Below are 15,269 nucleotides of genomic sequence, written 5' to 3' on the forward strand. Positions count from 1 at the left end.
TTATAACGATATTGTCAATAAATGTTGTGATGCTTGGAATCGCTTCAGTGAAGACAAAAATAGAGTCATCTCACAATGTTATAGAGACTGGACCAATCTGGAAACTTAATTATCGGAATTGGTATTACTGAACGGTTTGATCTTTTGACCTCGGGGCGCTGACTTTAGTCTGCAGATTTTTTGTTTTTTTTGTATTGGAGAGTGAATAATATGAAGCTTACTGCAAGTGTTGAACACAAAAAGATCTGCAAGCTGAAAACTAGACTCGCAGAGCTCCTCCGCTCATAAGACTAGGCTATCGCCTAATTCGCCATACGCCCCAAGGTCAAAAAACTGCAAGCTAAAAATAGGGCTAGTAGAATTCTTCCGCTTATAACACTAGGCTTTTTTCTAATTCGCCATGCGTCCGAAAGTCAAAACACTGCAATTTTTTGAGAGTCGCTGAACGGTTTGAGCTTTTGACCTTGGGGCGCTGGCTTTAGCCTGCAGATTTTTTGTGTAGTTTTCTGATTACAGGGTTAAAAGCAACACATGTAAACATTAAAACCTGCAAGCTGAAGCATGCGTCCCGAAAGTCAAAAAACTGCAGTTTTTTGAGAGTTACTGAACGGTTTGATCTTTTGACCTCGTGGCGCTGACTTTAGCCTGCAGTTTTATGTGTTGATTTTTGTATTGGAGAGTCAATAATATGAAGCTTACTGCAAGTGTTGAACACATAAAAGATCTGCAAGCTGAAAACAGGACTCGCAGAGCTCTTCTGCTCATAACACTAGGCTGACACCTAATTCGCCATACGCCCCAAGGTCAAAAAACTGCAAGCTAAAAATAGGGCTAGTAGAATTCTTCCGCTTATAACACTAGGCTTTTTTCTAATTCGCCATGCGTCCGAAAGTCAAAACACTGCAATTTTTTGAGAGTCGCTGAACGGTTTGAGCTTTTGACCTTGGGGCGCTGGCTTTAGCCTGCAGATTTTTTGTGTAGTTTTCTGATTACAGGGTTAAAAGCAACACATGTAAACATTAAAACCTGCAAGCTGAAGCATGCGTCCCGAAAGTCAAAAAACTGCAGTTTTTTGAGAGTTACTGAACGGTTTGATCTTTTGACCTCGTGGCGCTGACTTTAGCCTGCAGTTTTATGTGTTGATTTTTGTATTGGAGAGTCAATAATATGAAGCTTACTGCAAGTGTTGAACACATAAAAGATCTGCAAGCTGAAAACAAGACTCGCAGAGCTCTTCCGCTCATAACACTAGGCTGTCGCCTAATTCGCCATGCGTCCGAAAGCCAAAAAAACTGCAATTTTTGAGAATCACTGAACGGTTTGATCTTTTGACCTCGGGGCGCTGACTTTAGTCTGCAGATTTTTTGTGTGGTTTTATGATTTGTTAACTTTCTGATTACAGAGGAAAAAGCACCACATGTAAACATTAAAACCTGCAAGCTGAAAACAGGACTCGCAGAGCTCTTCCGCTCATAATACCAATGGAATTAAATAAGTGATCAGAGATTGCGCAGGAAAAATTAACACTAATAAGGCGTGAGTTGTAGGAGATAGTTGTTCTCACTTCAAAGCTCACAACGCAGTTAGGGGTGATTTTAACCAGCAAGAATGATCACCTTATTAATTCTTTTGGTATAACACTAGGCTGACGCCTAATTCGCCATATACCCGAAAGTCAAAATGCTACAAGCTGGAGAAAAGGGTCGTAATGAGGCGCTTGTTGATTTTATGTATTAAGATAATCAAGTACTAAGTAATGTCTTATTTTTACATTAGAGAGGGTTTTAGAGGTCCTATATTCGACATTAAAACATTAAAGAAAGCGAAATGAATGACAGCTAGTTAAAGCTCGTTTTTACTCTTGGTTATTTAAATTGTTATATTTTTATTTTTTCTTGTAACTTATTACTTTTATAAAGTAATAAGTTAATCGTTATAATTTTTTCGTGCGTTAGTAATCGCATATTCTGGCATTTTTTTAGCGAGTTTAGCGAGTAGTCTCTCTGCTTCTTTTTTGGTTTTTGGGTTTACAATTATACTGCTATTCAACGCTCTGTATGCATCTTCATAATCAAGTGGGCTGCCATAACCTTGGTCTAATAATTTGATATAACTGATTTTAGCGGGCAAGTTACCTTGTAATGCAGCTTCTCTGAAATATTTTGTAGCTTTATCTTTGTCTTTAATGACCAAGGTGCCGTTATTGTAATAGCGACCCAACTGTTCTATAGCTGCCAATAAACCTTGTTTAGCAGCTTGATCTATATAATACATGCCTAACGTTGCATCACGCTCTACACAAACCCCCCAAGCAAGCATATCACCCCATAAAAACACATAAGAGGGCTCTTGTATCTTGAGGGCATGTGCTTCGATATCTTGTACTAATTGGCAATCGTCCGCTTTTACTCTTTGTAAGTGCTGATTCTTTTTAATTAGCGAGTTAAGTTCATCTTGGGTATATACCTGTATTACTGGATAATCTTCAGCAGCCGTTGCCGTATTGCTTAATAAACTGAGTATCAGTAATGATTGTATTATTATTTTCATATAAACCCTTGGCTTTGATGCTTTATCAAAATATTCATTATAGTCATTGATAATAGCTTATCGGCACGTGGCCTTTTTTCTTAAGTAAAAAACAAGCAAAAAAAAGCCTCTAATATTATTAGAGGCTTTATACAACGATGTTATTTAATCGATATTGAAAGTAATTAAATACCACTACCTTGTTCTTCAATTGGATCTTCGTGTAATCCACATTCACGTTTTAAGCCAAAGAAGCGTGTTTCTTCTTCACTCATTCCTAATTCTAGTGGGCGTGATGTTTGTACATCGCCAACTGAAACATAACCTTGCTCCCATAGTGGGTGATAACTTAAACCGTTCTCTTCTAGGTAATAATGTACTTCTTTATTACTCCAATCGATAATTGGTAAAAATTTAAAGCAGTTATTTTGAATACTTAAAACAGGCAAGTCTTCACGACTTGATGATTGTGAACGACGTAAACCAGAGAACCATGTTTTAGCATTTAATTCTTTCAATGCACGTTTCATTGGCTCAACTTTATTGATCAAATTGTACTTAGTTAAACCATCTACGCCTTGATCCCATAATTTACCATAGCGTGCTTCTTGCCATGCTGGGCTGTGCTCTGCACTGTAAATTTTTAGGTTTAAGTTAAGCTGCTTTGTTAAATCATCAATAAATTGATAGGTTTCAGGAAATAAGTATCCTGTATCCGTCAAAATAATAGGTGTATCTGCTTTGGCTGCTGTGATCATATGCAAACATACAGCAGCTTGTATTCCAAAGCTTGATGATAAAACAAATTCACTTTCTAAGTTATCGACGGCCCATTGAACACGCTCTTGAGCTGTCTTTTTTTCTAATAACGTATTAACTTCAGCGAGAGCCACTTTTTGCTCTGCTTTAGAAAGTGTTAATAGATGGTCTAGAACTAAGGTGTTAGGCATAGAAATCCCTAGCCGCAACAACTACTTCAGAAATGATGCCCGCGCGAATAACAAAGTCACCAAAATCTTCATCTTGATTGCGTTCTGTTGCCCAGCGACCGATTAATTCATCTAGTGTACTGACGATAGTTGCTTCATCGATATTTTCAGCATACATCTTAGGAATACGTGTACCGATACGGTTACCACCTAAATGCAGGTTGTAACGACCTGGTGCTTTACCCACTAAACCAACTTCCGCTAACATCGCACGACCACAACCATTTGGACAGCCTGTAATACGTAGGATGATATGGTCTTTTGCAATACCGTGCTTAGCTAATAAGCCTTCAACATCATCGGTTAAGCTTGGTAAGTAGCGTTCTGCTTCAGCCATTGCTAGCGGACAAGTCGGTAAAGAGACACAAGCCATTGAATCAATACGTTGATCACTTGTTCCATCATCAATTAACCCACACTCACGTGCTAATTTTTCAATGTTGTCTTTTTCAGACTCTGGCACACTTGCGATCACTAAGTTTTGGTTCGCAGTCATGCGGAAAGTACCTTGGTGTACTTTAGCAATTTTTACTAAACCAGATTTTAATGGTTTACCATCAAAGTCTAGAATACGACCATTTTCAATGAATACCGTTAAGTGCCATTTGTTATCAATACCTTTAACCCAACCAATACGGTCACCACGTTCTGTGAACTCGTAAGCACCGGGTGCAGCAAAAGTAATACCTGCACGTTTCTCAACTTCTTTTTTGAATGTCTCAATGCCGTGTGTTTCAAGTGTGTATTTAGTACGAGCATGTGAACGACTAACACGACCACCTAGGTCACGTTGTGTCGTTACTACTGCTTCAGCGACTTCCATTACTTTATCTACAGTGATAAAACCAAAGTCATCACCTAAACGCGGGAATGTTGTTTTGTCACCGTGTGTCATGCCTAAACCAGCACCAACTACGACGTTGTAACCAGTGATTTTGTCATCTTCAATGATAGCAATGAAGTTAAGGTCATTAGCATGGATATCAACATCATTGTAAGGCGGTAAAACCACTGCAATTTTGAATTTACGTGGTAAGAAGATGTTGTGATAAATCGGCTCTTCTTCTTCAGTATCTAATACTTTTTCACCATCTAACCAAATCTCTGCGTAAGCATTTGATTTTGGTAAAAAGTGCTCACTGATTTTTTTAGATAACTCGTACACTTCTGTGTGTAACTCAGATTGCTCAGGGTTAGACGTACAAATAGTATTACGGTTAACATCACCCGCAGTGAAAATAGAATCGATATTCGCTTTGAACTTAAGCTCTTGGAATACTGATTTTAAGTTACGTTTAAAGATGCCGTGGTATTGGAATGTTTGACGTGTGGTAATACGGATACTACCGGCGTCAGTTAATTCTTCGGCGATACGGTCGATCTCTAACCATTGCTCTGGTGTTACAACACCACCTGGTAAACGTGCGCGTAATAGAAACGAATATAACGGTTCTAGTTTCTGTTGCTTACGCTCAGCACGAAAATCGCGGTGATCTTGTTGATACAAACCGTGGAATTTAACAAGTTGTACTTCGTCTGGTAAAAACGAACCTGTTGTATTGTTGTTAATTCCTTCTACTAACTTACCGCGAAGAAAATTACTTTCAATTTTAATTCGTTCGTTATCATGTAATTTCTGGCTCATTAGTAAACATCCCTTTGGTAGCGTTTTGCTTGGCGTAATTCTGTTAAGTATTCTTCAGCATCTTCAAGGCTTAATTTCCCTTGTTTGCTGATAATGTCGATAAGTGTTGTTTGTACGTCTTTAGCCATACGGTTTGCATCACCACATACGTAGAAATGAGCCCCATCTTGTAACCACTTAAAGACTTCAGCTGCGTTTTCTTGTAAACGGTCTTGTACATATATTTTTTCAGCTTGGTCACGAGAGAATGCAAGGTCTAGTTTAGTTAACAGGCCTGATTTCAAATGTGTTTGCCATTCAACTTGATATAAGAAATCTTCGTTAAATGTTTGGTCACCAAATAATAACCAGTTTTTACCCGTTGCTTCACTTGCTTCACGCTCTTGCATGAAAGCACGGAAAGGTGCGATACCGGTACCTGGCCCAACCATTATCACTGGCGTGTCTGGATTAGCTGGTAAACGGAAGTTATGGTTATCTTCAATAAACACTTTAACTTCTTCGCCTTCTTGTAAACGGTGAGACAAGAAAGTAGAAGCACTACCACCACGTTGTTGGCCTGCTTCATTCTCAAATACAACGGCACCGACTGTTAAATGAACTTCATCTTCTACTTCAGTTTGGCTTGATGCAATTGAATATAGGCGAGGGCTACTACGGCGTAACAACGCAACGAAGTTTTCTTCTGTTACCTTGTCATTACCTGTAGCAGTCACAACATCAACTACTTGGTTGTTATTAGCGAAGTCACGACAGGCGTTTTTATCTTCAGCTAGTTTCTGTAATGCTTTATTTTCTGTTAACGCGGCATAACCTTCAATGAAACCTGGATGTGTACCGGTTAATTCATATTCTTCAATTAATGCTTCTTTTAGTGCAATTTTATTATCACCTACAGTGACTTCTTTCGTTGCATCTAGGCCTAACTTGTCAATCAGTTCATCAACCATGTTTTGGTTATTTTTAAACCAAACACCTAGTGCATCACCGGCTGTGTAATGTAAGTCTGAACCTTCTAAGTCAATTTCAATGTGTCGAACGTCTTTTGCAGAACGGTCGCCAGTGATTTTTTGACTTGTTAATAAACTGGCACTGAAAGGATTTTGTTTATTATATTTATTTTCGGTTACGATAGTGCCTGTTGCAACGGCTGCAGTGGTTGATGTTCCTGCTTTTTCTAGCGTAGCTTCAACGGCTGTTAATGCTTTATCAAACCAAGCTTGTGTGACTTCTTGATAATCAACGTCTGCATCTAAACGTTCAGTAATGATTTCGCCACCTAGTGCTTGTAAACGTTGTTCAAAATCTTTACCTGTTTGGCAGAAAAATTCATAGCTTGAATCACCTAAGCTTAAAACTGCAAATTTTAAACCTGCTAGTTTAGGCGCTTTTTTAGAGGCTAAAAATGCATGCAAGTCGATAGCATCATCAGGTGCTTCACCTTCACCATTAGTACTGGCAACAACAATGACATGGCTCTCATCTTTAATCGCTTTAACTTTGTAATCAGCCATTGAAATTAATTGGTTTGGGATACCTTTAGCTGTCGCTTGCTCAGCTAACTCTTGTGCAACGCCTTTTGCGTTACCCGTTTGTGAACCAACTAAAATCGTTAAGCTTTGTCCTGCGCTTTGCGTCGGAGCTGCTGCTGTTACTGGGCCTTGGCTTACGCCTGCTAGGTAACCGCTAACCCATGCAGTTTGTACTGCATCTAAGCCAGCTGTTGCTTGTTGCAACTGAGCCAATTGTGACTCTGATAAAGGCGATGTTAAAGCCGATAAATTGTTAAGTGCCATGAAGTAATTTCCACTATTACATTAAGATGATTGGAGTTTACGCGAGCTTAGAACTAACACAAAAGAATAAAAGTTACTCTTTTATAACTAAATGCTATTTAAAAAGTCTGGGTAATAATCATTCGTATTTAGGTGGTTTTTTAGAAGGAGAAGTTGAAGACTGGTTATGTTTAATTTTGGCCATATTCAAAATCTATTTTAAATGTGGCCAAGTCATTTTTTATTAATATAAAGGGGTAAAAGTTTGATGCTATCAACCCATTAATATTTTCAAAAAACTATATCGTTGTTTCTGCATCTAATTCGATTTTATTTGAGCGAGTAAAAGCAGGGTGGCTAGCTAGTTGTTGAATATAAGTACCTATATTCTTATATTTATCTAATTCGCCATTGTTTTGAACTAACTCTGCAATGAATGACATCATGATGTCTGCACCAGTTAATTGGTCTGAAACTAAATAGCGTTTACCTTGTAATGATCGATCGAAGAAGCTAATTACTTTTTCGGTTTCTATGTCTGCATATTGAGCTAAAAAGTTAGTTTCACAGCCATCTTTTGCAACAAACATTTTTAGTAGCAAAGGTAAAATAGCAGAGCTCTCTGCAAAGTGTAGCCATTGAGAGTATTCTACATATTCTTTTGTACCACGTGTTGGGGCTAATTGACCGTCTGCGTATTTATCAATAAGGTATTCAGTAATAGCCCCTGATTCTGCGATAACTAAACCATCATCTTCAATCACGGGTGATTTGCCTAACGGGTGGACTGACTTAAGCTCTGGTGGCGCAAGAAAACTGACGTTATCACGTTGGTATGGGACAATTTCATAATTAATATTAAGCTCCTCTAATAACCAAATAATACGTTTAGAGCGTGATTTATTTAAATGATGTAATTTAATCATGAGATTCCTAATTTTTATAATGGTTAATAATGTAAGAGTGAGTTGCTCAAAACTCTTTTATTCTACAATCCATTGCTGCCTATCACTGTAAACTCATCATAACGTTATGCAATACTTTTATATCTCTACAAACAGAGTCATTGACGAGAAGTGATTTTAACTATTTGGACGAGCTCAACTATCAAACCTGGCACTCACGCCTACATCGCATGTGGACTTTAAGCAAAAGGCCACAAACAGATAACTATTTGTGGCCTTTAAATTTAATGTGTTATTTTTTAGCAGTGCTTAGAAGTGAACTTCTACGCCTGCAAATAAACCATCGATTTCTTGTTTGTTAGGAGTATGGTCTAAATCTAATTCTTGTACTCGGTAACCTGCACGAACAGCGACATTTAATAAGCTTGAATCAGGGTTAAATGTATAAGCTAAACCAATTTCACCGCTTAATGCGTCATCACTTGTTACTGAACCACCAATCACTTCTGCAAAAGCATGCATGCTTACACCCGGTACGTGTACTTTAGCCGCACCATAAGCTTGTACAATTGAGGCACTTTCATTGTAACCTTGGGCATCTGTGTAAACGGCACCTAAATCGATTTCAACTAATCCGTTATCAAGAATTTCGTAATACAAGATACCATTTGTCGTTGAGCTATTATCTTCATCAAAATGGTGGTTTGTTAGGTCATTATATTTAATTTTAACATTTGGTACTAATGGAATGAAATGTTCAAAGGCGACATAACCTGAGATATTGTTTGATCTATCTGAATCATTACCTAATGTTGTTTCATTGGTACTGTAATCAAGACCTGCATATACACCTAAAAAATCCGCCATTGCTGGCATACTCATTGTAGCTGCGACAGCAGCGGCTAAAACTTGTTTTTTCATAATACGATATCCCTTTATGAGCTTAATTATTTAATGATGTTTTTTACCTGACATTTCATGAGAGGCATTAATTCTTTGTACTGGTGTATTCACTTTGATTTGTTCGCCATTATCAAAATAAAGAGTAAGCTTAATGCTTTGTCCTTCGATTAAATCATTCTTTAAACCTAAAAACATAACATGGTAACCACCAGGTTGTAATGATGTACTGCTATTTGCTTTAATCATTATAGTGTCTACTTGACGCATTTTCATCAAGCCGTCTTCATTAATATTGGTGTGTATCTGAATCTGTTCTGCAATATCACTTTGTACTGCAACTAAATTAACATTCTTATTAGTATTATTGGTGATAGTAAAAAATGCAGCGCTGTTTTTTGCATGAGGCGGTGTGGCACGTATATGCTGTTCGCTAATGTCCAACTCACTAGCAAAGCTGTTTATTGAAAGTAATAACGTGCAAATTAAAAGTATTAGTCGTTTCATGATTTGTCCTTGTTGTGCTGAAAGAAATAATAATAAATTAAATAAGCGGCTAATATCCAGATGCCAAATTTTAAGATGAAGGAGAGGGCGCCAATAAAGATAAAACAAGCAATCATGATGAAAGCGATAACACCGAGGCTAAGGATTGATATGCCAAACATAAAAAGTACAAATGCGGACATTAATAGCGCAAGCAATTCGAACATTTTATTCTCCTATAAATGAAAAATGCAAAGTACAGACACTGCACTTTGCATATAAAAGGTTAACAATTACATTGCAGTTTACGCACGCAATGCTTTATCACCACGAGCAATACCACAAACACCTGATCTTACTACTTCAACAATTTCACTTGCATCATCCATTGTTGCAACAAAAGAGTCTAATTTTGAACCGACGCCCGTCAATTGAATCGTGTATAGGTTTTGCGTGATATCGACAATTTGTCCACGGTAAATGTCACAAGTGCGTTTAACTTCTTCACGTGCTTCACTACCGACAGTACGTACTTTTATTAATAACAATTCACGTTCTACATTGGCACTTTGTGTCAATTCAGAAACGCGTAACACATCAACTAGCTTGTGTAGTTGTTTCATCATTTGTTCAAGTGTTGCATTGTCAACTACGTCAGTCGTAATGGTCATACGTGACAGTGTTAAGTCATTCGTTGGTGAAACGGTCAAAGACTCAATGTTATAACCACGTTGTGCAAATAAACCAACAACACGTGCAAGTGCACCAGATTCATTTTCTAATAATACAGAAATTATTCTACGCATCAGTTTGCTCCGTTTTGCTTAGGTACATGTCTTGCATACTGCCAAATTTAACTTGCATAGGGTAAACGTGCTCTTCAGGGTCAATCGCAACGTCAACAAATACAACACGATCTTTTAATTCAAACGCGCGTATTAATGCAGGCTCAAGTTCTTCAATTTTGTCTACCTTAATACCAATATGGTTATACGCTTCTGATAATTTAACAAAATCAGGCACACTATCCATATAAGAATGAGATTGACGACCACCGTAGAACATTTTTTGCCACTGTTTTACCATACCTAATGAACGGTTGTTTAATAACAAGATAACAACTGGAATGTTGTATTGCATACACGTTGATAACTCTTGAATATTCATTTGAATAGAGCCATCGCCTGTTACACAAACAACGGGACGATCTGGGAATGCTATTTTACAGCCCATTGCTGCTGGTAAACCAAACCCCATTGTTCCTGCACCACCAGAGTTAATCCATTGGCGAGGTTCTTTAAATGGATAATATTGAGCGGCAACCATTTGATGTTGACCAACGTCAGACGTCACAATGGCATCGCCTTTCGTTACTTTATATAAGCATTGGATAACTTGCTGTGGTTTGATATGTGTTTCTGATGTTTTGTAAGCAAGACAATCTTTAGCGCGCCATTCATTAATTTGGTCCCACCAAAGATTAATGCTTTCGCTATCATTAGCTGCTTGTGTTTCTTCAATCAGGTCTAACATTTGTTGTAATACCACTTCAACACTACCTACAATCGGTAAGTCAGCGTGGATATTTTTTGAGATAGACGTTGGGTCGATATCAATGTGCATGATTTTTGCGTTTGGACAGAATTTATCAACATTATTGGTTACGCGATCATCGAAACGTGCACCACAAGAAAAAATCAAATCAGCATTATGCATTGATTTGTTTGCTTCATAAGTACCGTGCATGCCTAACATGCCGATGAATTGCTTGTGCTCACCTGGGAATGCACCTAAACCCATTAGGGTATTGGTTACCGGTAAGTTTAACTTTTCAGCTAGCTCTAATACTTGTTTTGATGCGTTGGCAATAATGGCACCGCCACCTACATATAAAACAGGTTTTTTAGCACTTATTAAGGCAGCGACTGCGCGTTTTATTTGTCCTTTATGCCCACTTAGTGTTGGGTTGTATGAACGTAAGCTAACCGTTTCAGGATATTCATAAGGGAATTTATTCAGTGGATTTTGTACATCTTTTGGAAGATCGATAACCACTGGGCCTGGTCGGCCTGTTGATGCAATATAAAATGCTTTTTTAATTGCAATTGGAATTTCTTCGGCGGTACGACATGAAAAGCTATGCTTAACGACTGGGCGAGAAACACCAATCATATCAGTTTCTTGGAAAGCGTCGTCGCCAATCCAGAATGTAGGTACTTGACCTGATAAAACAACTAATGGAATTGAATCCATGTAAGCGGTTGCAATGCCTGTAATACAGTTTGTTGCACCTGGACCTGCTGTTACTAATACACAGCCAACTTTACCCGTTGAACGTGAATAAGCATCTGCCATGTGTACTGCAGCTTGCTCATGACGTACTAAATAATGTTCAATTTTATCAGATTGAAAAATCGCATCGTAAATATCTAAAACTGAACCGCCAGGGTAACCAAAGATATGTTCTATACCTTCATCCTGTAATGAGCGCACAACCATTTCTGCGCCTGAGAGCATTTCCATAATTTGTATCCTTATACAATCGGTTAATTGCGTCTTCTTCTATCTGTATCGGATAGAAGCGAACCTTGCTTAAATGAGCTTTTAACTTTACGTTAATGAAAATAAAATGCATCTAAAAACACTGAAAAGTTGTCTTTTTTTTAACTTATTTGCTGTATTTCTGATTTTTTTGTAAAGCTTGTTAACATTTTACCCTTTTCAATGTAATGAAATATTGTTAACGCTACTTTTATATTTATAAATACGGCTCAGTTTTCTAATAATAATCACTGAAAATGTTCTAAAACGGCGTTATTTAAATGCTTTTTAGGTATCGCTTTATTTGTGCTTTTGTTAAATCTAGCAATATAAAACCAATTTCCTGTGTTACACCGAGTACTGCGTTATTACTTTCGTTGATAAAAGCAGCGTTAAGCGGTTATTAATTTTAATTGTTCTCTATTTATTTCGATGATAATTGGTTAAAATTCGGCTCTTTTTACGAATATACTAATAGCGAGCATCAATGTTTGAAGTAAATCCTATTCTTAATCAACTTAAAGACCTAACTGAGCGTGCTGAAATGCTTAGGGGGTACCTTTGACTACGACGCCAAAGTAGAGCGACTTGAAGAAGTTAGCCGTGAACTTGAATCGTCTGAAGTTTGGAACGATCCTGAGCATGCACAAGCATTAGGAAAAGAGCGTAGTGGCCTTGAATTAATAGTGAAAACGATTAATGCATTAACAGAAGGTACTGACGAAATTGAAATGCTGGTGGAAATGGCGGTAGAAGAAAGTGATCAAGATAGTTTTGATGAAGCTATAAAAGAAGCCAATGATCTTGAAAAGCAACTTGAAGTACTAGAGTTTCGCCGTATGTTTTCAGGCAAGCAAGATGCGTGTTCTTGTTACCTTGATATTCAGTCAGGTTCAGGCGGTACAGAAGCACAAGACTGGGCGAATATGCTGTTACGTATGTATTTACGTTGGGGCGAAGCAAACGGATACAAAACAGAATTAATGGAAGCAACGCCTGGTGATGTCGCTGGCATTAAAGGTGCAACGATTCGTTTTAGCGGTGAATATGCTTACGGTTGGTTACGTACGGAAACAGGTGTACATCGTTTAGTGCGTAAGTCACCATTCGATTCATCGGGTAAACGCCATACCTCTTTTGCCTCTGCGTTTATTTACCCTGAAATTGATGACAATATTGATATTCAAATTAATCCTGCGGATTTACGTATTGACGTGTATCGTGCGTCGGGTGCGGGTGGTCAGCATGTTAATACAACCGAATCTGCGGTTCGTATTACTCATGTACCAACGAATATAGTAGTGCAGTGCCAGAATGACCGTTCGCAACATAAAAATAAAGATCAAGCGATGAAGCAACTTCGTGCAAAGCTTTACGAGCATGAAGTACAATTGCAAAATGTAGAAAAACAAATTAACGAAGATGGTAAGTCGGATATTGGCTGGGGTAGTCAAATTCGTTCATACGTATTAGATGATTCGCGTATTAAAGATTTACGTACGGGTGTTGAAAATCGCAATACTCAAGTCGTATTAGATGGCGATTTAAATAAATTTATTGAAGCCAGCCTGAAATCTGGATTGTAAATAAAGCAAATAGCATAAGCTTTACACTAAAGCATTTTGTGTAAAGCTGATTTAGAAACAAATTATGTAAGACACTAAACCGATAGGAACTATCATGTCAGAGCAAAACCAAGCAGAAGCACCACAAGAAGAGTTGAACGATATTTTAACCGCACGCCTAGAAAAATTAGATGCGATGCGCGAAAAGGGACAAGCATTCCCAAATGACTTCCGTCGTAAAAATATCTCAGATGAACTGCATAAGCTTTATGACGAAAAGAGCAAAGAAGAGCTAGAAGAATTAGCCGTTGAAGTGAGTGTTGCTGGTCGTATGATGACACGTCGTATTATGGGTAAAGCAAGCTTTGCAACTATCCAAGATATGGGCGGTCAGGTTCAAGTTTACGTTGCACGTGATAACTTAGCGGAAGGTTTTTACAATACTGAATTCAAAAAATGGGATTTAGGCGATATTGTGGGTGCTACAGGTGTTTTATTTAAAACAAAAACAGATGAACTAAGTATTAAAGTATCAGAAATCCGTATTCTGACTAAAGCACTACGTCCATTACCAGACAAGTTCCACGGTTTGTCTGATACTGAAGCTTGTTACCGTCAACGTTACCTTGACTTAATTGCTAATGAATCATCACGTAAAACATTTATTTTACGTAACAAAATCGTAACGGCTATTCGTACTTACTTAAATGAACGTAATTTCATGGAAGTAGAAACGCCAATGTTACAAGCAATCCCTGGTGGCGCAACAGCTCGTCCATTTGAAACGTTTCATAATGCATTAGATTTACCAATGTATTTACGTATTGCACCAGAATTAAACCTTAAGCGTTTAGTGGTTGGTGGTTTTGAGCGTGTATTCGAAATTAACCGTAGCTTCCGTAACGAAGGTGTTTCAACGCGTCATAACCCAGAATTCACTATGATTGAGTTCTATCAAGCTTACGCTGATTACATTGACCTAATGAACTTAACTGAAGATATGTTACGTACTATTACTGAAAACGTATTAGGTTCAAGCATTGTTAAATATGGCGAAGAAACGTTTGATTTTGGACAACCTTTTATACGTTTAACAATGAAAGAATCAATCCTTGAATACAATGAAGGCATTGAAGCATCTGAACTAGATAGCATGGAAGGATTAAAAGCCTTAGCAAAACGTTTAGATATCCACTTAAAAGACAGCTGGGGCGAAGGTAAAGTCTTAACTGAGATCTTTGAAGAAACGGCTGAACATAAACTAATGCAACCAACGTTCATTACCGCTTACCCAGCGGAAGTATCACCATTAGCACGTCGTAATGATGAGAACCCAGATGTAACGGATCGTTTTGAATTCTTCGTTGGTGGTCGTGAGTTAGCGAATGGTTTCTCTGAGTTAAATGACTCACAAGACCAAGCGCAACGTTTCATGGATCAAGTAGCACAGAAAGAATCGGGTGATGACGAAGCTATGTTCTACGATGCAGACTACATTACTGCGCTTGAACATGGTTTACCACCAACAGCAGGTGAAGGCATTGGTATCGACCGTTTAGTGATGTTGTTTACTGATAGCCATACTATCCGTGACGTATTACTATTCCCACACATGCGTCCGCAAGCTAAATAATAAACACACTTTATTATTTCAACGTTGTTATTTCACAACATTAAGCCTCGTTATTCGAGGCTTTTTTTTGCCCGTTTTTTATGACGAAAGTGTTTTTTATTGCATTTAGAGACCATTGCAATTGACGCTTAGTGTCTTTAATTAAAAGAATAACTTAATCAGTTAAAACCATTTAGTTCATTATAAAAATAACAAAATAAATAAGAACTCACTTATACAAAGCAGTTAATACTATTATTTATTTCTTTTATTTTTAATTAAGTTACCTAATCAAAATAATGAGTATTAAAGTAAAATATTC

General features: G+C 37.7%; 11 protein-coding genes. 2 read left to right on the plus strand and 9 right to left on the minus strand.

Annotated elements, in window-relative coordinates; genetic code table 11:
• Positions 1 to 1,926: 1,926 nt before the first annotated feature.
• From SP041_RS18780 to SP041_RS18825, 9 genes are all read right to left on the minus strand, one after another.
• Positions 1,927 to 2,550 (minus strand): sel1 repeat family protein, encoded by a 624-nt coding sequence (locus SP041_RS18780; RefSeq protein WP_025565356.1) that lies wholly within the window; start codon positions 2,548 to 2,550, stop codon positions 1,927 to 1,929.
• A 164-nt stretch (positions 2,551 to 2,714) separates the two neighbouring features.
• Positions 2,715 to 3,479 carry a phosphoadenylyl-sulfate reductase gene (locus SP041_RS18785; RefSeq protein ID WP_025565354.1) on the minus strand — a complete coding sequence of 255 codons (765 nt, stop codon included), beginning with the start codon at positions 3,477 to 3,479 and terminating at the stop codon, positions 2,715 to 2,717.
• The gene (gene cysI / locus SP041_RS18790; protein ID WP_025565353.1) at positions 3,472 to 5,163 is read right to left on the minus strand and encodes an assimilatory sulfite reductase (NADPH) hemoprotein subunit; all 1,692 of its coding nucleotides are present in this window, start codon (positions 5,161 to 5,163) and stop codon (positions 3,472 to 3,474) included. Before cysI ends, SP041_RS18785 begins: the two co-directional genes overlap by 8 nt.
• Complete coding sequence (locus tag SP041_RS18795; protein WP_025565352.1) at positions 5,163 to 6,959, minus strand: assimilatory sulfite reductase (NADPH) flavoprotein subunit; 1,797 nt, start codon at positions 6,957 to 6,959, stop codon at positions 5,163 to 5,165. The genes cysI and SP041_RS18795 overlap by 1 nt, the downstream gene beginning before the upstream one ends.
• Before the next feature lie 278 nt (positions 6,960 to 7,237).
• Positions 7,238 to 7,864, minus strand: a complete 627-nt coding sequence (locus tag SP041_RS18800; RefSeq protein ID WP_025565351.1) for a glutathione S-transferase — start codon at positions 7,862 to 7,864, stop codon at positions 7,238 to 7,240.
• A 288-nt stretch (positions 7,865 to 8,152) separates the two neighbouring features.
• Complete coding sequence (locus SP041_RS18805) at positions 8,153 to 8,764, minus strand: TIGR04219 family outer membrane beta-barrel protein (RefSeq protein ID WP_025565350.1); 612 nt, start codon at positions 8,762 to 8,764, stop codon at positions 8,153 to 8,155.
• A gap of 30 nt (positions 8,765 to 8,794) precedes the next feature.
• Positions 8,795 to 9,250: a copper chaperone PCu(A)C gene (locus SP041_RS18810; RefSeq protein ID WP_025565348.1), complete on the minus strand. Its 456-nt coding sequence runs from the start codon at positions 9,248 to 9,250 to the stop codon at positions 8,795 to 8,797.
• Positions 9,251 to 9,534: 284 nt separating this feature from the next.
• Positions 9,535 to 10,035: an acetolactate synthase small subunit gene (ilvN, locus tag SP041_RS18820; protein WP_025565346.1), complete on the minus strand. Its 501-nt coding sequence runs from the start codon at positions 10,033 to 10,035 to the stop codon at positions 9,535 to 9,537.
• A complete protein-coding gene (locus tag SP041_RS18825) occupies positions 10,028 to 11,752 on the minus strand; it encodes an acetolactate synthase 3 large subunit (RefSeq protein ID WP_025565345.1) in 1,725 nt (574 codons plus the stop codon). The genes ilvN and SP041_RS18825 overlap by 8 nt, the downstream gene beginning before the upstream one ends.
• Before the next feature lie 505 nt (positions 11,753 to 12,257).
• Here SP041_RS18825 and prfB point away from each other — a divergent pair.
• Positions 12,258 to 13,356 (plus strand): peptide chain release factor 2 gene (prfB, locus tag SP041_RS18830; protein WP_170968576.1). Its coding sequence is split into 2 segments (ribosomal slippage): positions 12,258 to 12,332 and positions 12,334 to 13,356, totalling 1,098 coding nucleotides; the frame shifts between segments, so codons are not numbered across the junction.
• A gap of 94 nt (positions 13,357 to 13,450) precedes the next feature.
• Positions 13,451 to 14,968: a lysine--tRNA ligase gene (gene lysS, locus SP041_RS18835; protein WP_025565344.1), complete on the plus strand. Its 1,518-nt coding sequence runs from the start codon at positions 13,451 to 13,453 to the stop codon at positions 14,966 to 14,968.
• The last annotated feature ends 301 nt before the right edge of the window (positions 14,969 to 15,269 follow it).

The sequence above is a fragment of the Psychromonas sp. SP041 genome (assembly GCF_000470315.2).
Lineage (GTDB): Bacteria > Pseudomonadota > Gammaproteobacteria > Enterobacterales > Psychromonadaceae > Psychromonas.

What these genes read in the sequence shown, in the direction of transcription:
- ilvN (WP_025565346.1), bottom strand. Translation starts at nt 10,035, where the DNA reads ATGCGTAGAATAATTTCTGTATTATTAGAAAATGAATCTGGTGCACTT.
- SP041_RS18795 (WP_025565352.1), bottom strand. Translation starts at nt 6,959, where the DNA reads ATGGCACTTAACAATTTATCGGCTTTAACATCGCCTTTATCAGAGTCA.
- SP041_RS18785 (WP_025565354.1), bottom strand. Translation starts at nt 3,479, where the DNA reads ATGCCTAACACCTTAGTTCTAGACCATCTATTAACACTTTCTAAAGCA.
- SP041_RS18780 (WP_025565356.1), bottom strand. Translation starts at nt 2,550, where the DNA reads ATGAAAATAATAATACAATCATTACTGATACTCAGTTTATTAAGCAAT.
- cysI (WP_025565353.1), bottom strand. Translation starts at nt 5,163, where the DNA reads ATGAGCCAGAAATTACATGATAACGAACGAATTAAAATTGAAAGTAAT.
- SP041_RS18800 (WP_025565351.1), bottom strand. Translation starts at nt 7,864, where the DNA reads ATGATTAAATTACATCATTTAAATAAATCACGCTCTAAACGTATTATT.
- lysS (WP_025565344.1), top strand. Translation starts at nt 13,451, where the DNA reads ATGTCAGAGCAAAACCAAGCAGAAGCACCACAAGAAGAGTTGAACGAT.
- SP041_RS18810 (WP_025565348.1), bottom strand. Translation starts at nt 9,250, where the DNA reads ATGAAACGACTAATACTTTTAATTTGCACGTTATTACTTTCAATAAAC.
- SP041_RS18825 (WP_025565345.1), bottom strand. Translation starts at nt 11,752, where the DNA reads ATGGAAATGCTCTCAGGCGCAGAAATGGTTGTGCGCTCATTACAGGAT.
- SP041_RS18805 (WP_025565350.1), bottom strand. Translation starts at nt 8,764, where the DNA reads ATGAAAAAACAAGTTTTAGCCGCTGCTGTCGCAGCTACAATGAGTATG.